The sequence below is a fragment of the Rhodosalinus sediminis genome, from assembly GCF_003385555.1.
In the GTDB taxonomy this organism is placed as follows: domain Bacteria; phylum Pseudomonadota; class Alphaproteobacteria; order Rhodobacterales; family Rhodobacteraceae; genus Rhodosalinus; species Rhodosalinus sediminis.
This window is the reverse complement of the sequence record NZ_QOHR01000010.1, coordinates 53,926-74,653: the sequence shown is the minus strand read 5'-3', so window position 1 is coordinate 74,653 and position 20,728 is coordinate 53,926. Positions and strand designations below refer to the sequence as shown.

16 protein-coding genes are annotated in these 20,728 nt (G+C 70.8%); 10 read left to right on the top strand and 6 right to left on the bottom strand.

The annotated features are described in order from the left end of the window. Positions 1–69: 69 nt before the first annotated feature. On the bottom strand, positions 70–876 hold the full coding sequence (locus tag DRV84_RS09245) for an SDR family NAD(P)-dependent oxidoreductase (protein ID WP_115979599.1): 807 nt from the start codon (positions 874–876) through the stop codon (positions 70–72). A gap of 10 nt (positions 877–886) precedes the next feature. Continuing rightward, on the bottom strand, positions 887–2,644 hold the full coding sequence (locus DRV84_RS09240; RefSeq protein WP_115979598.1) for an ABC transporter substrate-binding protein: 1,758 nt from the start codon (positions 2,642–2,644) through the stop codon (positions 887–889). Positions 2,645–2,906: 262 nt separating this feature from the next. On the opposite strand from DRV84_RS09240, the gene DRV84_RS09235 reads away from it, so the two are divergent. The 4 genes from DRV84_RS09235 to DRV84_RS09220 all read left to right on the top strand — a co-directional run bounded on the left by DRV84_RS09235 (position 2,907) and on the right by DRV84_RS09220 (position 7,794). Continuing rightward, a complete protein-coding gene (locus tag DRV84_RS09235) occupies positions 2,907–3,866 on the top strand; it encodes a sugar ABC transporter substrate-binding protein (RefSeq protein ID WP_115979597.1) in 960 nt (319 codons plus the stop codon). 415 nt (positions 3,867–4,281) lie between these two features. Then, positions 4,282–5,277, top strand: a complete 996-nt coding sequence (locus tag DRV84_RS09230) for an ABC transporter permease (RefSeq protein WP_115979596.1) — start codon at positions 4,282–4,284, stop codon at positions 5,275–5,277. A 10-nt stretch (positions 5,278–5,287) separates the two neighbouring features. Then, entirely contained in the window at positions 5,288–6,289 is a 1,002-nt protein-coding gene (locus DRV84_RS09225) for an ABC transporter permease (protein WP_115979595.1), read from the top strand. Continuing rightward, complete coding sequence (locus tag DRV84_RS09220; protein WP_115979594.1) at positions 6,286–7,794, top strand: sugar ABC transporter ATP-binding protein; 1,509 nt, start codon at positions 6,286–6,288, stop codon at positions 7,792–7,794. The genes DRV84_RS09225 and DRV84_RS09220 overlap by 4 nt, the downstream gene beginning before the upstream one ends. A gap of 254 nt (positions 7,795–8,048) precedes the next feature. Here DRV84_RS09220 and DRV84_RS09215 read toward each other — a convergent pair whose 3' ends face one another. Further along, positions 8,049–8,798 (bottom strand): TetR/AcrR family transcriptional regulator, encoded by a 750-nt coding sequence (locus tag DRV84_RS09215; protein ID WP_239995037.1) that lies wholly within the window; start codon positions 8,796–8,798, stop codon positions 8,049–8,051. Between the two features lie 126 nt (positions 8,799–8,924). Between DRV84_RS09215 and DRV84_RS09210 the strand changes: the two genes are divergently transcribed. The 5 genes from DRV84_RS09210 to DRV84_RS09195 all read left to right on the top strand — a co-directional run bounded on the left by DRV84_RS09210 (position 8,925) and on the right by DRV84_RS09195 (position 13,191). Further along, positions 8,925–9,674: an SDR family NAD(P)-dependent oxidoreductase gene (locus DRV84_RS09210; RefSeq protein ID WP_115979593.1), complete on the top strand. Its 750-nt coding sequence runs from the start codon at positions 8,925–8,927 to the stop codon at positions 9,672–9,674. 11 nt (positions 9,675–9,685) lie between these two features. Continuing rightward, the gene (locus DRV84_RS09205) at positions 9,686–10,894 is read left to right on the top strand and encodes an acyl-CoA dehydrogenase family protein (RefSeq protein WP_115979592.1); all 1,209 of its coding nucleotides are present in this window, start codon (positions 9,686–9,688) and stop codon (positions 10,892–10,894) included. A gap of 229 nt (positions 10,895–11,123) precedes the next feature. Then, positions 11,124–12,170: a phosphotransferase family protein gene (locus tag DRV84_RS09200; protein ID WP_115979591.1), complete on the top strand. Its 1,047-nt coding sequence runs from the start codon at positions 11,124–11,126 to the stop codon at positions 12,168–12,170. Continuing rightward, positions 12,167–12,313: a hypothetical protein gene (locus DRV84_RS15615; protein WP_158547785.1), complete on the top strand. Its 147-nt coding sequence runs from the start codon at positions 12,167–12,169 to the stop codon at positions 12,311–12,313. The genes DRV84_RS09200 and DRV84_RS15615 overlap by 4 nt, the downstream gene beginning before the upstream one ends. A gap of 32 nt (positions 12,314–12,345) precedes the next feature. Then, the gene (locus DRV84_RS09195) at positions 12,346–13,191 is read left to right on the top strand and encodes an alpha/beta fold hydrolase (protein ID WP_158547784.1); all 846 of its coding nucleotides are present in this window, start codon (positions 12,346–12,348) and stop codon (positions 13,189–13,191) included. A gap of 133 nt (positions 13,192–13,324) precedes the next feature. Here the strand turns inward: DRV84_RS09195 and uvrA are convergent, their stop codons facing one another. Beyond that, positions 13,325–16,195, bottom strand: coding sequence for an excinuclease ABC subunit UvrA (gene uvrA, locus DRV84_RS09190; RefSeq protein ID WP_115979589.1), 2,871 nt, complete (start codon positions 16,193–16,195; stop codon positions 13,325–13,327). A 173-nt stretch (positions 16,196–16,368) separates the two neighbouring features. On the opposite strand from uvrA, the gene DRV84_RS09185 reads away from it, so the two are divergent. Further along, positions 16,369–17,307 carry a glucokinase gene (locus DRV84_RS09185; protein WP_115979588.1) on the top strand — a complete coding sequence of 313 codons (939 nt, stop codon included), beginning with the start codon at positions 16,369–16,371 and terminating at the stop codon, positions 17,305–17,307. 135 nt (positions 17,308–17,442) lie between these two features. Here the strand turns inward: DRV84_RS09185 and DRV84_RS09180 are convergent, their stop codons facing one another. Together DRV84_RS09180 and DRV84_RS09175 are read right to left on the bottom strand one after the other, a co-directional pair. Next, positions 17,443–18,231: an FAD binding domain-containing protein gene (locus DRV84_RS09180; protein ID WP_115979587.1), complete on the bottom strand. Its 789-nt coding sequence runs from the start codon at positions 18,229–18,231 to the stop codon at positions 17,443–17,445. Positions 18,232–18,314: 83 nt separating this feature from the next. Beyond that, a complete protein-coding gene (locus DRV84_RS09175; protein WP_115979586.1) occupies positions 18,315–20,678 on the bottom strand; it encodes a xanthine dehydrogenase family protein molybdopterin-binding subunit in 2,364 nt (787 codons plus the stop codon). Between the last annotated feature and the right edge of the window lie 50 nt (positions 20,679–20,728).

Genomic DNA, 20,728 nt, shown 5'->3' with positions numbered 1-20,728 from the left:
CCGCGCGGCCCCCGGGGGCGTCGGATGCGCGCCGCGCCCGCGGGTCGGGCGGCGGCGCGCGCTGTCAGGTCACTGGATGCACCAGCCCCCGTCGACATGGATCATCTGGCCGGTCATGTAGTCGCTGTCGGAACTCGCCAGGAACGAGGCCGTGCCGGTGATGTCGTCGGGATAGGAGACGCGCTTGATCTGGAGCTGGTCGCGCACGATGTCGTCGTAGGCCTGCCCCTCGCGCTCCTTGAAGCCGATATCGACGAGGTCCTTGTCGAGCTGCTCCCAGAGCGGGGTGACGACGACGCCCGGCGCGTAGCCGTTCACCGTGATGTTGTGCTCGGCCAGCGCCACCGCCCCGCAGTGCGTCAGCGCGAGGCAGCCGTATTTCGAGGTGCAGTAGACCGTCACGTCCACCAGCGGCTTGCGCGAGGCGATGGAGCCCACGTTGATCAGCTTGTAGGGCCCGCCCTCCTTGCCCTGGGCGATCATCTGCTTGGCCGTCTCCTGCATGCCGAGCCACATCGCCTTGGTGTTGACGTTCATGATCATGTCCCAGTTGTCTTCGTCGATATCCATGAAGAACCGGGGCTTGTTCAGGCCGGCGTTGAAGAGGCCGACGTTGATGGAGCCGAAGGCCTCGACCGTGGCGGCGACGGCGCGGGCGTTGTCCTCGCGCTTGGTGACGTCCATCCCGACGGCGATCGCCTTGCCGTTGCCGCGCGCGGCGATCTCGTCGGCGACCGCCTGCGCCGCCGCCTCGTCGAGGTCGCCGAGCGCGACATTGGCGCCCTGCGCGGCGAAGGCCTCGGCGTTCGCCGCGCCCATGCCACGCGCGGCGCCGGTGATCAGGATGTTCTTGCCGGTCAGGCGGTTCGGGTCCATCGTGTCCTCCCTAGTGAAGCGGTGTCTCGAGAATTTCCTCCGCGCGGGCCTGAAGCCGGGCGAGCGCCTCCTCCGGCGCCGCGAGCCCGCGGAGCATGTCGTGCAGCTCGGTCCCGCAGAGCGTGATGATGTCGGAGATCCGCGGCAGCGGCGGGCGCGGCCAGAACTGCAGCTCGTCGCGCCACGACATCTGGTCGACGAGCTCGAAGATCGGCGACAGCCGGCGCACCTCCGGGTCGGCGCCGACCGAGTAGCGCGGCGCCGTGCGGCTGCCGTTCTGCGCGTAGAGCTTCTGCGCCTCGGGCGAGGTGAAGGTGACGAGCGCCTCCACCGCCTCCGGCACCCGCTCCTCGGCGAGGTTGGCGGGCACGCAGAGCGCGTAGCCCCCCACCGGCGCGATCGGCGCGCCCTCCGGCCCGTGCGGATGCGGCAGGTAACCCGTGTTGCCGAAGGCCGGACAGGTCGCGTCGAGCTCGAAATAGGGCGCGAGCAGCGTGTAGCCGTAGGCCATCGTCACGCGGCCCGCCGCATAGGGGCGCACGCGCTCGTACCACGACATCGACAGGATGTCGGGCGGCGAATACGCCAGAAGCTGCATGAGGTACTCGGCGGCGGCACGCGCGCGCGGCGTGTCGAGCCGCGGCCGCCACGGCCCGTCGGCCAGCCGGTCCGCGTCGAAGCCGCCCGCCACCGGCGGCAGGTCCACGATCGGCTGACCGAAGGCCGCGCAGGTCATCATGAAGGTGTGGCCCAGCGCCGTGCCCCGCGCCGCGTTCCAGGCGACGCCGTAGCGCCCGGCGCGCGGCGCGTGAAAGCGACGCGCGGCCTCGATCACCTGATCCGTCGTCTCGGGCGGCTCCAGCCCCTCCCGCGCGAAGAGGTCCTTGCGGTAGAACATCAGCTCCGGCGTGGTCTGGCTCGGCACGCCGTAGGGCACCCCGTCCCAGTGCGTCGCGCGCCAGCCGGCGGTGTGGAAGTCGCCGGGGTCGAGGCGGGCGACGTCCATGACCTCGGTCAGCGGCGCGATCACGCCGCGCGCGGCGAATTCGCCGATCCACGGCAGGTCGACCGCGATCAGGTCGTACCGGCTCTTCTTGCGCTCGGCGTTGCGCAGCGCCTCCTGGCGCAGCCGGTCGATCGAGAAGGCGCGCTGCGCGATATTGGTGCCGACGATCTGCTCGAACTGGCGCTTGAGCGTGTCCATGACCATGAAGGTCGGGTCGCCGTGCACGAGGATGCGCAGCCCGCCGGCGAGCTTCAGCGGCGCGGGATGCACCTGCGGCGGCGGGATCATCGCGCGGCCGGGCTGGTAGGAGCCGCCGAAGAAATAATCCTCCGGCGTCTCTTCGCGGGCGAAGTTCGACCGCGCGATGCGGGCGACGCGGCCGGCGATCTGGCTGAACCGGTCGAGGAGCGCGGCGCTCGGGTGGAGCGAGAAGCTCTTGCCCGTCCGCGTGCGCGGGCGCTGCTCGACGAGGCCGGCGGCCTGAATGTCGCCGAGCTTGCGCATGGCGGTGGCGTAGGGCACGCCCGAGGCCGCGACCATCGAGGAGGCCGAGACGAGCCGCCCCTCCAAGTGCGCCCGCAGGAGATGCAGAAGCATGTTCAGGTGCGGGTTGACCGTCGTCGGCTCGAGCGAGGTGTCGATCTCCTCGCAGAGCTCGCCGAGAAACGCGACGACCTGCGCCAGTTCCGCATCCGGCGCTGCGACCACCGGCGAGCCCGCGCCCTGTCCGGATCGGATGGTTTCTGTGGCCGTCTGCGTCATAGGTGCGGTCGCGGGTCCGTCGTAGAGGGGCCTTCCGGCCCGGTCGGGTCGGCGCGGCATGGCGTCGTCTCCATGGAATGTCCGATTTGGGAGCGCCCAACATAGGCCAAATTATCCATATCGGATACATTGATGTCCGATATGGATGGAAAGAGGTGGTTCCGCCGGGGCGGAAATCCCGCTCGATACGGACAGATTGCACCGGGTGATTCCCGGGTCGGGAGGACCGCGGCAATCGGACGATCACAAGAGGGAGGAGACCATGACCCCTGCGACCAGACTTTCGCTCGCCTGCTCGACCGCGCTCATGGCGCTCGGCGGCGCAGCGGCCGCGCAGAGCTACACCATCGGCATCACGCAGAACAACGTGGGCGTGGACAGCTACCAGACGACCTATGAACAGGCCTTCATCGCCGCGGCCGAGGCGAACCCGGATGTGGACGTCGTCGTGCTCGACGCCGGCGGCGACGTGGCCCGCCAGATCGCGCAGATCCAGGACCTCGTGCAGCAGGACGTCGACGCCATGATTATCTGGCCCACCAACGGCCAGGCGGTGATCCCGGCCGTGCGCGAGGCCTACCGCGCCGAGATCCCGGTGATCATCACCAACTCCAACATCGCCGAAGAGGGCTTCGACTTCGTGCGCTCCTTCTCCGGGCCCGACAACATCACGCAGGGCCAGCGCGCCGCCGAGATCATGTGCGACCGCTTCAAGGAGAAGGGCATCGAAGACGAGGCGCAGATCGTCGAGGTCACCGGCCAGCCGGGCTACACCACGGCGATCGAACGCTCCGAGGGCTTCCAGCAGCGCCTGCCCGAGGTCTGCCCGAACGTCACGCTGCTCGACAGCCAGCCGGGCAACTGGAACCGCGAGGACGCGCAGCAGGTGATGGAAGCCTTCCTCGTGCAGTACGACGACATCGACGGCGTCTACTCGGGCGACGACAACATGGGCGTCGGCGCGCTCAACGCCGCGCTCGCCGCGGACCGGGCCGGGGACATCACCTTCGTCGGCGCCACCAACTTCGCGGTGGGCTACGACGCGATGGAGCGCGGCGAATACTGGGGCTCGATCTACCAGTCGCCGGTGGACGACGCGGAGGCCGCGCTGCAGACCGCGATCGACGTGCTCGAGGGCGAGGACGTGCCGTTCCTCAACTACTTCGACACACCGAAGATCACGCAGGAGAACATGGACGAGTTCGACCGTCCGGTGTTCTGAACGCGCGCGCGCCGGGGCCGGTCGATGCAGCCGGCCCCGCGCCTCGCGGTCGGGGCGCCATCGGCCGGCGCGCGTGACCGGCCCGCGGGCGATGCGACCGACGCGGGCCCCATCCATGCGCGTGCCGCGCGGCGGAGAGACGTGATATACCCGTGACGAAAGCCGGGGCCCGGGCCGATGTCGGCCGGGCGCCCGGGTCAGGTGACGGAGAACCGCCCGGCCAGCATCCCGACGCGCGCCCGGGGCGGCATCGGCGGGACGTCACGGCGGGGCGTAACTGGCAGAACGAGCGCCCGGCTGCGCGGCGACAGGGCCGGATCGCCGTGACCGACGGCGGCCCGGCGCCGTTCCGGGAGCCGCGCCGCGGAGGGGGCGGCGCGCGCGGAAGACGCGGTCCGAGAGGGGAGGACGGACAATGGCCGACACGGCTTTGAAATCGACGGCGATGAAGTCGGTGGGCGGACTGCTGGCGCGGCAGGGAATCCTCGTCGCCTTCGTCGTCTTCATGGTGGGTTTCGCGCTCTGGAACCCGCGCTTCATCGACATCGACAACGTCTTCGGCGTGATCCGCTCCTCGGCCATCCTCGGGGTCATGGCGCTCGGCGTGACCTTCGTGGTGATCGGCGGCAACCTCGACCTGTCGGTGGGTTCGATGCTGTCTTTCTCGGCGATCGTGGTGCTCGACCTGCACGAAAATCCCGCCTTCGGCCCCGCGCTCGCCATTCCGGCGATGTACGCGATGACTCTCGCCCTCGGCGCGCTGAACGGCTTTCTGATCGGCTACCTGAGGCTCAACTCGCTGATCGTGACGCTGGGGATGCTCTCGGCGATCCACGGGCTGACGCTCACCTATTCCGGCGGGCAGAACATGGACATCGCCAACCAGTCCGAGACGTGGTTCGGCGTCTTCGGGCGCGGCTCGGCGCTCGGTATCCCCGTCCCGGTGCTGATCTTCGCGGGCCTCGCCGCCCTGCTCGGCATGATCCTCGCCAAGACGCCCTTCGGGCGGAAGGTCTACGCCGTGGGCGGCAACGGCACCGCGGCGACCTTCTCAGGCATCCCGCGGGCGCGCGTCGTCTTCGCCACCTACCTGATCTCGGCCTTCTGCGTGGCCACCGCCGGCCTCATCCAGGCGAGCCGCACGATGGGCGCGCAGAACACCGTGGGCCAGGGGCTGGAGCTCGAGGTGCTGGCGGCGGTCATCCTCGGCGGGGCCTCGCTGCTGGGCGGGTCGGGCACGATCTTCAAGACGGTGATCGGGGTGCTGATCCTCGGCTTCATCCAGAACGGACTGCTTCTGGCGGGGCTCGAGTTCTACGTCCAGTTCGTCGTCACCTGGATCATTATCATCCTCGCGGTCTGGCTGGACATCGCCACCAAGCGCGGGAAGCTCTGGTCGCCGATCGCCTGAGGAGAGACGGATGCGAGACGAACGACTGAAGACCCTTCTCAAGGGCGGCGCCATCTGGGGCTTCATCCTGCTGGAGCTCGTCTTCTTCGAGGTCGCGGGGCGCATCTGGTCGCTCTCGGGCAACGCCTTCGTCGATCTCGACAACATGCTGCTGCTTCTCAAGCAGGCGGCGCCCATCGGGATCATCGCGGTCGGCATGACGGTGGTGATGATCAACGGCAACATCGACCTGTCGGTCGGCGCGACCTATGCGCTCGCCGGGATCGTGATGCTCGACTCGATGAGTTGGCCGTTCATGGAGGCGCTCGGCGCGGGGGCGATCCCGCTCGCCTGGGGCTTCGCGCTTCTGACCGGCGCGCTCCTCGGGCTGATCAACGGGCTGATCGTCTGGAAAACGGGGGTGGACGCCTTCATCGTGACGCTGGGCGCGATGCTCGGCTTCCGCGGGCTCGTCTTCATGTACAACGGCGAGCAGCCGACCTATCATCTCGACTGGACCATGGTGGACATCGCCGAGGCGGAGATCCTCGGGCTGCAGACGCCGGCGCTCGTGTTCCTCGCCGTGGTGCTGGGCGTCTGGCTGCTGATGACGCGCACGGTGCACGGGCGCAACGCCTACGCCATCGGCGACAACCGCGATGCGGCGGTCAACGCGGGGCTGCGCGTGGGGCCGCACATCCTGATCAACTTCGTGCTGATCGGCGTCCTCGCCGCGCTCTCGGCGGTCGCCTTCTACTCGGGCAGCGGCTCGGTGAACCCCAACGACGGGATGCTCTTCGAGCTCTGGGCGATCACGGCGGTGGTGCTCGGCGGCACGAAGCTCACCGGCGGGCGCGGCTCGATCATCGGCACGCTCGGCGGCGTGCTGGCGATCCAGCTTCTGCGCATGGGGCTCGGCCACATCGGCGCGCAGACCGAGACCGTGAACCTCGTCATCGGCACGATCCTGATCGCGGTGCTGTTCCTCGACCGGCAACTCAACCGCAAGGGCGCAGAGGAGTTGAAGATATGACCCAACACACCCCCGCCCTGCGCCTCGAGGGCATCGTCAAGACCTTCCCGGGCGTGCGCGCCCTCGACGGGGTGAGCTTTTCGGTCCTGCCGGGCGAGGTGCACGCGCTGATGGGCGAGAACGGCGCGGGCAAGTCCACGCTGATGAAGGTGCTCGGCGGCATCTATCAGCCCGACGCGGGCCGCATCTTCATCGAGGAGCGCGAGACGGTCATGCGCGGCCCGCTCGAGGCGAAGGCCGAGGGCGTGATGTTCATCCACCAGGAACTCAGCCTCGCCGAGGAGCTCTCGGTCGCCGAGAACGTCTACCTCGGGGAGCTGCCGCGCAAGCGCTTCGGGCGCGTGGACTGGGCGACGCTCTACGCGCGTACCGACGCGATCCTGCAAAAGCTCAAGGTGCGCTTCGACGCGCGCACGCGGGTCGGCGAGCTCTCGATCGCCAATCAGCAGATGGTCGAGATCGCCCGCGCGCTCACCGTGAACGCCAAGGCGGTGATCTTCGACGAGCCGACGGCCTCGCTCACCGACGCGGAAAAGGTCGTGCTCTTCGACGTGATCGCGGACCTGCGCGCGCAGGGCGTCGGCATCGTCTACATCTCGCACCGGATGGAGGAGATCTTCCGCATCACCGACCGCATCTCGATCCTGCGCGACGGCGCCTATCGCGGCACGCTCGAGACCGCGGCGACCGACGAGGACGAGATCACGCGCATGATGATCGGCCGTTCCCTCGATCTGAGCCGCAACGCGGCCGCGCCGGACCTCGGCCCCGTCGCGCTGCGCGCCGAGGGGCTCTCCTGCGGGCATCTCTTCGAGGACGCCACCTTCGAGGTGCGCGAGGGCGAGGTGCTGGGCTTCTACGGCCTCGTCGGCGCGGGCCGCACCGAGATCGCCGAGACGCTCTTCGGCCTGCGCACCCCCACCGCCGGGCGCATCCTCCTGAAGGGCGATGAGATCAGCCTCGGCTCGCCGGTCGAGGCGATCGCGCGCGGCATCTCGCTCGTGCCCGAAAGCCGCAAGGAACAGGGCCTCGTCCTCGGCATGAACTGCCGCGACAACATCACCCTGCCGCAGGTGGACGACCTGACCGCCGGGCCCTTCGTCTCGGACGGGGCGGAAATCTCGATCTACGACCAGTACCGCGACCGCCTCGCGATCAAGAGCCCGAGCTGGCGCACGCCGGTCGGCAACCTCTCGGGCGGCAACCAGCAGAAGATCGTGATCGGCAAGTGGCTCTCGATGCGCCCCGAGGTGCTGATCGTGGACGAGCCGACGCGCGGGATCGATGTCGGGTCCAAGTCGGAGATCCACAACCTCCTGCGCGAACTGGCGAAACAGGGCTACGCGGTGATCGTGATCTCCTCGGAGATGCCGGAGGTGCTGCACGTCTCCGACCGGATCGTGGCGATGTATCACGGTCGCATCATGCGCGAGTTCACCGCCGCCGAGGTCACCGAGGACGGCCTGATTCAGGCGATCTCGGGCCTGACCGGCGACGCCGCCTGATCCGCGCGGGTGCCCTCCCCTCGCCGCCTGCGTGGCGGCCTGCGTGGCGGCCCGGCGCCCGACGCGCCCGCGGCCCGTCGGACCACCACGCTTGACCGCCCCCGGCTGGGCGCGGCGCGGCTCTCCCCGGCCCGGGCCCAGATCACACACGGCGACCTCGGCGCGCTGGACCCGGCCGACGCCAAGTATCGCCGCCGGGACGCGCGGCCCGGCGGGCCGCCGGGGCCGCCCGGCCCGCAGCGCCCGCGCCCGCGTCAGCCCGCCCTCGCGCCGGGCCCCGTCGGGCGCTCGCCCTCCTCCGCGAGACAGGCCGCCAGCACGACCTCCTGCACCGTGGCGCTGTAGGTCTCGCGCGTCACGTTCCGCCGGCGATACTTGGCGCGTTTCACGTACCAGTCCTGCAGAAGCGGCTTGATCAGCGCGGGCAGGAGCGGGGAGGCGTCGGCGCGGAAACACCCGGTCTCGACGCCGCGCGCGATCACCTCGCCGAAGAGCCGTTCGGTCAGTTCCTCGCTGTCGATGGCGATGCGGCGCTCGGCGGGGGGGAAGTTCTTGGCCTCCATGAAGGCGAAGGTGAACCACGGCAGCAGGTTCTCGGTCAGCGCGAGATGCGCGTCGATCATCCAGCGCAGATGGGCGACCGGGTCGGTGGTCACCGTCTCGGGCGGATCGGAGAGCACGCGCTCGACGACGTCGGTGACCTCGACGAGGATCATCTTCAGCAGCGTCGTCTTGCTGTCGAAGTAGGCGTAGAGACCGCCCGTCGAGAGGCCCGAGGCGCGCGACAGGTCGCGCAGGCTCATCGCCTGGAACCCGCCGCTGTTCGAGAGGTCGAGCGCCGCCTCGAGGATGCGCTGGAGCCGGGGCACGGCGAGCTCCGGGTTGCGCACCGACACGGTATCGCGGTGCCGCGCGAGGATGGAGCGGCAAAGATCCCCCGTCGTCACCGACGCGGCGTCGCCTGCACCGGCCGCAGGCTGCTGTTCGACACTCGGACGTCCCATCGCGACGGCCTCTTTCGTTGTATCCCGGATATTGCGCTTGCCACACTCCGGCGGCCATTGTAAGAAAAATCTAACGAGCGTTCGATAGATAGGCGGGGAGGCCCAGCGAACGTGCAGACCACAGGCATGCAATGGCCCGGCCTCGACGGCCGGCGCGCGCTGGTCACCGGCGCGTCTTCGGGGCTCGGCGCGCATTTCGCGCGGCTTCTGGCGGCGCAGGGCGTCCGGGTGACGGCGGCCGCGCGGCGCGCCGACAAGGTCGCGGCGCTCTGCGAGGCGATCGCGGCGGAGGGCGGCGCGGCCGAGGCGCTCGCCCTCGACGTCACCGATGCGCAGGCGGTCGCGGCGGCGCTCGACGGGGCGGCCTTCGACATCGTGATCAACAACGCGGGAGTCGCGGCTTCGGCCCCGGCCCTGGATCACGACGCGGCCACCATCGACCGGGTCATCGACACCAACCTCAAGGGCGCGTTCCACGTCGCGCGCGCCGCCGCCGCCGCGATGGCGGCCGCCGGCCGGCCGGGCGTGATCGTCAACGTGGCCTCCATCCTCGGGCTGCGCGTCGCCGGTCACGTGTCGGCCTACGCCGCCTCCAAGGCCGGGCTCGTGCAGCTGACCCGTGCGCTCGCCGTGGAATGGGCGCGCCACGACATCCGCGTCAACGCGCTCTGCCCCGGCTACATCGAGACCGAGATCAACCGGGAGTTCTTCGCCAGCGACGCGGGCCAGGCCCTGATCCGACGCGTCCCGCAGCGCCGTCTCGGGCAGCCCGAGGATCTCGACGGTCCGCTGCTGCTCATGGTGTCGGACCTCGGCCGGTCGATGACCGGCACCGAACTCGTCGTCGACGGCGGCCACGCCGCCGCCCCGATCTGAAGGACGCCCCGATGGATTTCACCATTTCGCCCCGCATCGAGGACTATCGCGCGCGCGTCGCGCGGTTCGTCGCCGACGAGATCATGCCGGTCGAAGAGCGCGCGGAAGCGTGGGACGCGCACGAGAACATCGCGCTCGATTGGCTCGAGGCGCTGCGCGAGAAGGCGCGGGACGAGGGGCTCTGGTGCCTGCAGCTCGCGCCCGAGACCGGCGGACAGGGGCTCGGCAGGGTCGGCATGGCCGTGACCTACGAGGAGATGAACCGCTCGATCTTCGGCCCGCCGGTGTTCAACTCCGCCGCGCCCGACGACGGCAACATGATGGTGCTCGAGAAGGCGGCGACGCCCGAGCAGCGCGACCGCTGGCTCGCCCCGATCGTCGCCGGCGCGGTGCGCTCCTCCTTCGCGATGACCGAGCCGCACCCCGGCGGCGGCTCCGATCCGGGCATGATGCTGACCACGGCGCGCAAGACGGACAATGGCTACGTGATCCGCGGGCGCAAATGGTTCATCACCGGGGCCGAGGACGCGGATCATTTCATCCTCGTCGCGCGCACCTCGGACGACCCGCGCCGCGGGCTGACCGCCTTCCTGCACCACCGCGACGATCCTGGCTGGCGCATCGACCGGCGCATCCCGATCATGGGGCCGGAAGAACACGGCGGGCATTGCGAACTCGTCTACGCGGACATGGAGCTGCCCGCCGACCGGGTCCTCATGGGCGAGGGGATGGGGCTCAAGATCACGCAGATGCGCCTCGGCCCCGCGCGGCTGACGCACTGCATGCGCTGGCTGGGGCTCGCCAAGCGCTGCGCCGAGATCGGCCGCGAGTACGCCGCCAACCGCCACGGGTTCGGCGTCCGCCTCTCGGACCGCGAGAGCATCCAGATCAAGCTCGGCGACCTCGCGATGGGGATCGAGACCGGCAGGCTCCTCGTGATGAAGGCGGCCTGGGCGCTCGATCAGGGCAGCTTCGCCAAAAAGGAGGTCTCCATGGCGAAGATCCACGTCGCCAACCTCCTGCACAAGGCGGCCGACGTCGCCATCCAGATCAACGGCGCGCGCGGCTACTCGCAGGACACCGTGCTGGAGTGGATCTACCGCTACGCCCGCCAGGCGCGCCTCGTCGATGGCGCCGACGAGGTCCACCAGATGGTGCTGAACCGCCACCTGGCCGAGGAGGGCCGCGACTTTTGGCGTTGGGAGGCGCCCGGCGGCTGACCGGGCCGCATGCGAAGGGGGAGGAGCAGATGAGGATCGAGCCGGGCCTTGCGCTGTCACGGGCATGGAGGAGACTGCGTCGTCCGGCGGCTGCCGCCGTGCGCAGTGCCGTGACGACCTGTCTGCGCCCGCTTACGCCCGCCACTGCTGCCCCCGAGGGCCGTGCGTGTCCGGGGATCGCGGGCCGGGACGCAGGGCGGCGGTCGCTGGCGCGGGAGGCGCGGACGGCATGAGCGACGCCACGGCGAGCGACATCGACGCGGACGCGCTGGCGCGCTGGCTCTCCGCGCGCCGGCCCGGCCCCGCCGCGCCGCACCTCGTGCGGATCGGCGGGGGCCAGTCCAACCCGACCTGGTTCGTGGACTGGGGCGAGGCGCGCTTCGTGCTGCGCAAGAAACCAGCCGGCCCGATCCTGCCCGGCGCGCATGCCGTCGAGCGCGAGTTCCGGGTGCTCGACGCGCTCCGCGACACCGGCGTGCCCGTGCCGCGGGTGCGCTGGCTCGAAGAGGACCCGGCGGTGCTGGGCACGCCGTTCTACGTCATGGACCGGCTCGAGGGGCGCGTCTTCGACGACGCCCGCCTGCCCGGCGTGACGCCCGGGGAGCGCCGGGAGATGTACCTCGACATGGCGCGGACGCTGGCGCGGCTGCACGCCGTGCGCCCCGACGCGGTGGGCCTCGAGGATTACGGCAAGCCCGGCAACTACTTCGCCCGCCAGATCGCGCGCTGGACGAAACAGTACGAGGCGTCCACCGGGCCGCGGATCGCGGCGCTCGACCGGCTGGTGGACTGGCTGCCGCGCCACATGCCCGAGGACGACGGCGCCGTCGCCATCGCGCACGGCGATTTCCGGATCGGCAACCTGATGTTCCATCCCACCGAGCCGCGCGTGATCGGCGTGCTCGACTGGGAGCTCTCCACGCTCGGCCACCCGCTGGCCGACCTCGGCTTCTGCGTGATCCCGTGGCACAGTGCGCCGGAGGAATACGGCGGGCTGCTGGGCACCGACTGGGCGGCGGCCGGCATCCCCGCGCCCGAGACCTTCGTCGCCGAGTACCACGCCCACGCGCGCCCCACGGCGGAGCTGCGGCCGTTCCACATCGCCTTCGCGCTCTTCCGCTTCTCGGTGATCTTCGTCGGCATCGCCGATCGCGCGCGGGCGGGCTCCGCCGCCTCGGCGGAGGCGGCAACCCTCGCGCCGCTCGCGGAGCGCTTCGCCATCCGCGCCACGGAAGTGATCGACGCCGAAGCCGCGACCGGGGAGGCCGGGCCATGATCGTGCTGCGGGCCATCCACGCGCTGAACCGCGCCATCGGCAGGGCGGTCAGCTTCCTGATCCGGGCGGGGATCGTCGTGCTCTGCGAAGAGGTCGTCGCGCGCGACGCCTTCGGCGAGCCCACGATCCGGGCGGACGGCTGAAGGCAACGCATCTCGGCGCGTATTTCGCGCTCTTGTGCGCCTGCACGCTGATCCGGCAGGATCACGTGCGCGTCGATCTCCTGCCTCCACGGGTGAACCGGCTCGAGGCCGCGGCGCAGGCCGGCTTCGCGGCCTGCGCCCTCGACATCCGCGGCTTCGGCCTGTCGCGCCCGGACACTGCGGACGCGGACACACCCTATGCCACCGGCGCCGACGCGATCGCCGACATCGCGGACGCGGGCGCATGGATCTCGGCTTGCCACGGCGGCGCGCGGATCGGCCTCGTCGGCCGGTCCCGGGGCAGGGTGACCGCGGCGCGCTACGCCCTCGGCCCGGGACGCGGGCGCGTCGCGGCTCTCGCGCTCCACGCCCCGATCTTCGGGACGTACAGCGCCGCGTCGCACGCCGTCTTCGCCGACCCGGACAACCCGGCGCGACCACGCCCGCGCGGTGTCTTCCGGGAGGTGACGCCGCAGGCCGTGCGCGCGCGTTGGGATGCCCGGATGCCGGCGGGGGCTCTCTGGCGGGAGGAAGCCGTCCTCGATGCGCTGGTCGGCGCCTCGATCGCGGACGACACGCCGGGGGCGCGCGCCTTCCGTGTGCCGAACGGCGCGCTGCTCGACCTCTGGGAATGCTTCAACGCCCGCCCCCTCTACGATCCCGCGGACCTCGCCTGCCCCACGCTGCTGGTCCGGGGTGCGGCGGACCCGACCTCGACGCGGGCGGATGCGCTCGCGCTCTTCGACAGACTCGGCGCGGCCGACCGCAGCCACGTCGAGATCGCCGGGGGCACGCATTTCCTGAACGCCGAACTCCGGGCCGACACGCTCTTCGAAGCGGTGCACGGGGTCCTGCGCCCGCGGGTGAGGGGCTGCTGAACGCGCCGCGCGTCGCGTCGCCGGGTGCGGCCCGGCAGCCGCCCGAGCGCCGGCGGGGGTTTCACACCCCCGCACCCCCGTGGGATATTTGACCCAAGAAGAAGGGACGGACGCGGGGGTCGGGCGTGCGGCCCTACTCCGCCGCCACCTTGCGCGCGTCGAGCATGGGGCGGAGGTAGCGGCCGGTGTGGCTGCGCTCGACGCGGGCGATCTCCTCGGGCGTGCCCTCGGCCACGATCTCGCCGCCGCCGTCGCCGCCCTCGGGGCCGATGTCGACGATGTGGTCGGCGGTCTTGATGACGTCGAGGTTGTGCTCGATCACCACGACGGTGTTGCCGGCCTCCACCAGAGAGTGCAGCACCTCGAGGAGTTTCCTGACGTCCTCGAAGTGCAGGCCGGTCGTCGGCTCGTCGAGGATGTAGAGGGTGCGGCCCGTCGACCGCTTGGCGAGCTCGCGCGAGAGCTTGACGCGCTGCGCCTCGCCGCCGGAGAGGGTCGTCGCCTGCTGGCCGACCCGGATGTAGCCGAGGCCCACCTCGCAGAGGGCGTCCATCTTCTCGCGGATGACGGGCACCGCCTTGAAGAATTCCTGCGCGTCCTCGACCGTCATGTCGAGCACGTCGGCGATGGACCGGCCCTTGTACTTGATCTCCAGCGTCTCGCGGTTGTAGCGCGCGCCCTTGCAGGTCTCGCAGGTGACGTAGACGTCCGGCAGGAAGTGCATCTCGATCTTGATGACGCCGTCGCCCTGGCAGGCCTCGCAGCGCCCGCCCTTCACGTTGAACGAGAAGCGCCCGGGCTTGTAGCCGCGCGCCTTCGCCTCCGGCAGGCCGGCGAACCAGTCGCGGATGGGCGTGAAGGCGCCGGTATAGGTCGCCGGGTTCGAGCGCGGCGTGCGCCCGATCGGGCGCTGGTCGATGTCGATGACCTTGTCGAGATGCTCGAGCCCCTTGATCGTCTCGCAGGGCGCGGGGGTCTGGCGCGCGCCGTTGAGCCGCATGGAGGCGGTCTTGAAGAGGGTCTCGATGGTGAGCGTCGACTTGCCCCCGCCCGAGACGCCGGTGACGCAGACGAACTTGCCGAGCGGCAGGTCCACGGTCACGTCCTTGAGGTTGTTGCCGTGGGCGTTAACCACGGTGAGCGCCTTGCCGTTGCCCGCGCGGCGCGTGGCCGGGACCGGGATCTCGCGCGTGCCGGCGAGGTACTGCCCGGTGACGGAGGCCGGGTCGGCGGCGATCTCCTCGGGCGTGCCGCGCGCGACGACCTGTCCGCCGTGCACGCCCGCGCCGGGGCCGATGTCGAGGACGTAATCGGCCTCGCGGATGGCCTCCTCGTCGTGCTCGACGACGATCACCGTGTTGCCCTGATCGCGCAGGTTCTTGAGCGTGGTCAGCAGCCGGTCGTTGTCGCGCTGGTGCAGGCCGATGGAGGGCTCGTCGAGGACGTAGAGCACGCCCGTCAGCCCGGAGCCGATCTGGCTCGCCAGGCGGATGCGCTGGCTCTCGCCACCCGAGAGGGTGCCGGCGGCGCGCGAGAGCGTCAGATACTCCAGCCCGACGTTGTTGAGGAAGCCCAGCCGCTCGCGGATTTCCTTGAGGATGGGGCGGGCGATTTCCTTCTTCTGGGGGCCGAGGTGCTCCGGCGCCGCCTCGACCCAGGCGTAGGCCTCGCGGATCGAGGTCTCGACCACCTCGCCGATGTGCTGCCCGCCGATCTTCACCGCGAGCGCCTCGTCGCGCAGGCGGTGGCCGCCGCAGGCCTTGCAGGGGCGGTCGTTCTGGTAGCGCTCGAACTCCTCCCGGATCCAGGCGCTGTCGGTCTCGCGGTAGCGCCGCTCCATGTTGGGGATCACCCCCTCGAAGCTGCGCGTCACCTGATAGACGCGCCCTCCTTCGTCGTAGCGGAAGGGGATCTCCTCCTCGCCGGAGCCGTAGAGGAACACCTGCTGCACATGTCCCGGCAGGTCCTTCCAGCGCGCGTTGCGGTCGAAGCCGTAGTGCCGCGCGAGCGCCTCGATCGTCTGGGTGATGTAGGGCGACTTGCCCTTGCGCCACGGCGCGAGCGCCCCGTCGTCGAGGCGCAGGTCCGCGTCCGGCACCACCAGCGCCGGGTCGAAGACGAGCTCCACCCCGAGCCCGTCGCAGGAGGGGCAGGCGCCGAAGGGCGCGTTGAAGGAAAAGAGCCGCGGCTCGATCTCGGGGATGGTGAAGCCCGAGACCGGGCAGGCGAAGTTCTCGGAAAAGGTGATGCGCTCCGGCTCGGGTTCGGGCTCGCCCTCGCGCGGGGCGGTATCGAGCACGGCGATGCCGTTGGCGAGGTCGAGCGCCGTGCGGAAACTGTCGGCGAGCCGCGTCTCCATCCCCTCGCGCACGACGATGCGGTCCACGACCACGTCGATGTCGTGGCGGTATTTCTTGTCGAGGGTCGGGGGATCGTCGAGCTCGTGGAACCGGCCGTCCACCTTCACCCGCTGGAAGCCCTGCTTGCGAAGCTCCAGCATCTCCTTGCGGTATTCGCCCTTCCGGTCGCGCACGATGGGGGCGAGGAGATAGGCGCGCGTGCCCTCCTCCATGCGCATGACGGCGTCGACCATGTCCTGTACCTGCTGCGCCTCGATGGGCTGACCTGTGGCGGGCGAGTAGGGCGTGCCCGCGCGGGCGAAGAGCAGGCGCAGGTAGTCGTAGATCTCGGTCACCGTGCCGACGGTGGAGCGGGGGTTCTTGCTCGTCGTCTTCTGCTCGATGGAGATCGCGGGGGAGAGGCCCGAGATCTGATCGACGTCGGGCTTTTCCATCATGTCGAGGAACTGCCGCGCGTAGGCCGAGAGCGATTCGACGTAGCGGCGCTGTCCCTCGGCGTAGATCGTGTCGAAGGCGAGGCTCGACTTGCCCGAGCCCGACAGCCCCGTGATCACCACGAGCTGATCGCGGGGGATGTCCACGTCGACGCCGGCAAGATTGTGCTCGCGCGCACCGCGCACCTGGATGGACTTCAACTCGGCCATCGGACACCCCCTGAACTCGGGGCAGAGATAGGGGAGCGGGCGCGCTTCGCCAATCGAAAAGTCGGAACATTCGCCGAACGCGGCCCGGCCCTGCGACCGCTTGCCCGTCCGGCGGGGCTTTGACCGAGCGCGCGGCGGCGCGTAGCCTGCGGCCGAGAGACAGGATCGGCGGCATGACGGCAGGGCACGGCACGCTCGCCCTCGTGGGCGACATCGGGGCGACGACGGCGCGGCTGGCGCTCGCGCGCGACGGCATGCCGGTGCCCGGCACCGCCGCGCGGCTGGCCACCGCCGATCACGCGAGCGCCGAGGCGCTGCTCGCCGCCTATCTGGCCACGCAGCGCGCCGCGCCGCGCCGGGCCTGCCTCGCCGTCGCGGGGGCGGTGCGGGACGGCAGCGCATGGATGCGCAACCGGGGCTGGCAGATCGAGGCGGAGGCGCTCGCCGCCGCGCTCGGGCTGCAACACGTGCACCTGATGAATGACCTTCAGGCGCAGGGCCTCGCCCTCGACCGGCTGAGCGCGGCGGCGCAGGACCGGCTTCTGACCGGGACGCCGGAGCCCAGGGCGGCGCGGCTGGTGATCGGGCTCGGTACCGGGGTGAACTGCGCGCCGGTGCACCGCGTGCCGGGCGCGGCGGCCCCCTTCGTCCCGGCAACCGAGGGCGGCGCGGCCGCCCTGCCCGTCCACGACGCCGAGAGCCTCGCGCTCGCCGAGCGGCTGCGCGCCGAGGCCGGCGGCGCCACGGTGGAGGGGGCGCTCTCGGGCCGCGGCCTCGCGCGGCTCTGGCGCTTCGCGGGCGGGCACGGGCGGCTCGCGCCCCCCGACGTGCTGACCGAGGCCGCCGCGGGCGAGCAGCACGCCGCCGAGGCGGTCGCCCTCTACGCGCGGCTTCTCGGCCACGCGGCGCGGGACATGTCCCTCGCGCATCTCGCGCTCGGGGGCGTCTGGCTGGCCGGGGGGCTCGCGCGGGCCATAGCGCCGCATCTGCGGCACAATGGCTTCGAGGCCGCCTTCCGCGCCGATCCGCTCACCGCCGGGATCCCGGTGCAGGTGATCGCCGACGACGCCGCCGCCGTGCTCGGCTGCGCGGAGGTCGCGCAGGAGGGGTAGCGCCGGGCCTTACGGAGAGGGCCGCTTGCGCAGAGGGGCGGCGGCGCGACCGAGGCCGCGTCGCGCTCCCACTCACGTCGCCGACCGCACGCGCTCACGCGCCGGAGCGCGACACGGCCGGCCCGCCGCCGGCGCTCAGCCGGCCGCGGCCACGGCGCGGCGGGTCATCACGCCCACCAGATGCGCGCGGTACTCGGGCGAGCCGTGCAGGTCGCCGATCATGCCCTCGGCCGGCACGGACAGTCCCTGCACCGCCTCGGGCGTGAAGTCGGACGCGAGCGCCGCCTCCGCCTCGCTCCAGCGAAAGACGCCCTCCTCCGAGGCGCCGGTGACGGCGACGCGCACGCCGTCCGCGAATTTCGCCACGAAGACGCCCACCAGCGCGAAGCGCGAAGCGGGCTGCTCGAACTTCTCGTAATGCGCCTTTTCGGGCACGGGGAAGCGGACCTCGGTGATGATCTCGCCCTCCTCGAGGGCGGTCATGAACATCCCCTCGAAGTAGTCGTCGGCCGCGATCTCGCGGGTGTTGGTGACGATCGTCGCACCGGAGGCGAGCGCCGCCGCCGGGTAGCAGGCCGAGGGGTCGTTGTTGGCGAGGCTCCCGCCGATGGTGCCGCGGTTGCGCACCGCCGGGTCGCCGATGTTGGCCGCGAGCGCGGCGAGGGCCGGGTACTCCGGCACGCCGGCCGCGACCTCGGCATGCGTCGTGCCGCCGCCGATGCAGATACGGCCCGCGTCGTCGCGGCAGATGCCGCGGATCTCGTCCACGCCCCGCAGGCTCACCAGCTTCGAGGGCGCGGCGAGGCGCTGCTTGAGCGAGGGGATCAGCGTCTGCCCCCCGCCGAGGGGCATCGCCTCCTCGGTCTGAAGCGCCGTGACCGCCTCGTTCAGACTGGTCGGTTTTTCGAAATCGAACGCATACATCGTGCTCGTCCTCCGCGCGGGGGCGCGCCCCGCCCTTGTAATCCCGGTCCGCGGGGCGGCGCCGCGCGCGCCGCCCCTGCGCGTCAGCCCTGCATCGCCGCCCAGACGCGCGACGGCGTCAGCGGCATGTCGATGTGATCGACCTTGTGCCCGCCGGAGTGCAGCGCGTCGATCACCGCGTTGACGATCGTCGGCGGCGAGCCGATGGCCCCCGCCTCGCCGCAGCCCTTCACGCCGAGCGGATTGTGCGTGCAGGGCGTCTGACAGGAGTGATCGACCGTGTAGAAGGGCACGTCGTCGGCGCGCGGCATGGCGTAGTCCATGTAGCTCGCCGAGACGAGCTGCCCGTTCTCGTCGTAGGCGCAGTTCTCCAGCAGCGCCTGCCCGATCCCCTGCGCGAGCCCGCCGTGCACCTGCCCGTCCACGATCATCGGGTTGATGACGTTGCCGAAATCGTCGGCGGCGGCGAAACGCTCGATCGTGACCTTGCCGGTCTCGGGGTCCACCTCGACCTCGCAGGCGTAGGCCCCCGCCGGATAGGTGAAGTTCGCCGGATCGTAGAAGGCCGTCTCCTCCAGCCCGGGCTCCACGTCCTCGAGCGGATAGTTGTGCGGCACGTAGGCCGCGAGCGTCACGTCGCCCCAGGCCACCTCCTTGTCGGTGCCCGCGACGGTGAACTTGCCGTCCCTGAGCTCGATGTCGGCCTCGGCGGCCTCGAGCAGATGCGCGGCGATCTTCTTGGCCTTGGCGACGACCTTCTCGGTGGCGCGCACCATGGCCGAGCCGCAGACGGCGAGCGAGCGCGAGCCGTAGGTACCCATGCCGAAGGGGATCTTCGAGGTGTCGCCGTGCACGATCTCGACCTGATCCTCGCCGATGCCGAGCATCTCCGAGATCACCTGCGGAAAGGCGGTCTCGTGCCCCTGCCCGTGGCTGTGCGCGCCGACCATCACGCTGATCGAGCCCGTGGCGTTCACCCGCACGGTCGCCGCGTCGTAGAGCCCGGCGCGCGCGCCGAGCTGGCCCACGAGGTTCGAGGGCGCAATGCCGCAGGCCTCGATGTAGGCATTCACGCCGAGCCCGCGCAGCTTGCCCCGCGCCTCGCTCTCCTTGCGCCGCGCGGCGAAGCCCTTGATGTCGGCGATCTCCTCGAGCTTGTCCATCGTCGCGTTGTAGTCGCCGGTGTCGTATTCCACCGCGACCGGGGTGGCGTAGGGAAACTCGGTGACGAAGTTCTGCCGCCGGAGCGCGATGGGATCGACGCCGAGCTCGCGCGCCGCCTTGTCGATGACCCGCTCGAGCTGGAACGTCGCCTCGGGCCGGCCGGCGCCGCGGTAGGCGTCCACCGGCACGGTGTTGGTGAAGACCGCCTTCACGTTCACGTAGATGTTGGGCGTCTTGTAGTTGCCCGCCATCAGCGTGCCGTGCAGCCAGGTCGGCACCGAGGGCGCGAAGGTCGAGAGATAGGCGCCCATGTTGGCGTGGGTCTCGGTGCGGAGCGCAGTGAAGTTGTTGTCGGCATCCAGCGCGAGCTCGATCTTCGTGACGTGATCGCGCCCGTGGGCGTCCGACATGAAGGCCTCGGACCGGGTGGAGGTCCATTTTACGGGCCGCCCGAGCTGGCGCGCGGCGAAGGTGCAGAAGGCCTCCTCGGCGTAGTGGAAGATCTTCGAGCCGAAGCCGCCGCCCACGTCCGGCGCCACCACCCGCAGCTTGTGCTCGGGGATGCCGAGGACGAAGGCCCCCATCAGGAGGCGGATGACATGCGGGTTCTGGCTGGTGGTGTAGAGCGTCGACTGATCGTCGGCGCGGCTGTAGTCGCCCACCGCGACGCGCGGCTCCATCGGGTTGGCCACCAGCCGGTTGTTGACGAGCTCCAGCGTGGTGACATGCGCCGCCTCGCGGATCGCCGCGTCGACCGTCTCGCGGTTCTCCTCGACAAAGCCCCAGTCGTAGCAGAGGTTGCCGTCGAGATCGTCGTGCACCTTCGGCGCGTCGGGGGCGAGCGCGGCCTTCATGTCCACGACCGCCGGAAGCTCCGCGATGTCGAACTCGATCGCCTCGGCGGCGTCGCGCGCGCGCTCGCGGCTGTCGGCGACCACGGCGGCGAGGATCTCGCCCACGTAGCGCACCTTGCCCTGCGCGATCACCGGATGCGCGGGCTCCTGCATGGGCTGGCCGTGGCGGTCGGTGACCTGCCAGCCGCAGGGCAGCCCGCCCACCCCCTCGAAGTCCTTGCCGGTGAAGACGCGCTTGACGCCCGGCATCGCCTCGGCCGCGCCGGTGTCGATGTGCCGGATCTCGCCGTGCGCGACGTCCGAGCGCAGGAAATGCACGTAAAGCTGTCGCGGCAGGTTGATGTCGTCGGTGTAGTTGCCGGTCCCGGTCAGGAACCGCACGTCCTCGCGCCGCTTGCTGGCGGCGCCGATGCCGTGATCCTTGGGCATTGTCTCGTCCTCCCTGGGTCGGGCCGCGCTCCTCCCCGCGACCCTGCCTC

Coding starts and splice junctions, on each gene's coding strand:
- DRV84_RS09245 (WP_115979599.1), bottom strand. CDS start 876: ATGGACCCGAACCGCCTGACCGGCAAGAACATCCTGATCACCGGCGCC.
- DRV84_RS09240 (WP_115979598.1), bottom strand. CDS start 2,644: ATGACGCAGACGGCCACAGAAACCATCCGATCCGGACAGGGCGCGGGC.
- DRV84_RS09235 (WP_115979597.1), top strand. CDS start 2,907: ATGACCCCTGCGACCAGACTTTCGCTCGCCTGCTCGACCGCGCTCATG.
- DRV84_RS09230 (WP_115979596.1), top strand. CDS start 4,282: ATGGCCGACACGGCTTTGAAATCGACGGCGATGAAGTCGGTGGGCGGA.
- DRV84_RS09225 (WP_115979595.1), top strand. CDS start 5,288: ATGCGAGACGAACGACTGAAGACCCTTCTCAAGGGCGGCGCCATCTGG.
- DRV84_RS09220 (WP_115979594.1), top strand. CDS start 6,286: ATGACCCAACACACCCCCGCCCTGCGCCTCGAGGGCATCGTCAAGACC.
- DRV84_RS09215 (WP_239995037.1), bottom strand. CDS start 8,798: ATGGGACGTCCGAGTGTCGAACAGCAGCCTGCGGCCGGTGCAGGCGAC.
- DRV84_RS09210 (WP_115979593.1), top strand. CDS start 8,925: ATGCAATGGCCCGGCCTCGACGGCCGGCGCGCGCTGGTCACCGGCGCG.
- DRV84_RS09205 (WP_115979592.1), top strand. CDS start 9,686: ATGGATTTCACCATTTCGCCCCGCATCGAGGACTATCGCGCGCGCGTC.
- DRV84_RS09200 (WP_115979591.1), top strand. CDS start 11,124: ATGAGCGACGCCACGGCGAGCGACATCGACGCGGACGCGCTGGCGCGC.
- DRV84_RS15615 (WP_158547785.1), top strand. CDS start 12,167: ATGATCGTGCTGCGGGCCATCCACGCGCTGAACCGCGCCATCGGCAGG.
- uvrA (WP_115979589.1), bottom strand. CDS start 16,195: ATGGCCGAGTTGAAGTCCATCCAGGTGCGCGGTGCGCGCGAGCACAAT.
- DRV84_RS09185 (WP_115979588.1), top strand. CDS start 16,369: ATGACGGCAGGGCACGGCACGCTCGCCCTCGTGGGCGACATCGGGGCG.
- DRV84_RS09180 (WP_115979587.1), bottom strand. CDS start 18,231: ATGTATGCGTTCGATTTCGAAAAACCGACCAGTCTGAACGAGGCGGTC.
- DRV84_RS09175 (WP_115979586.1), bottom strand. CDS start 20,678: ATGCCCAAGGATCACGGCATCGGCGCCGCCAGCAAGCGGCGCGAGGAC.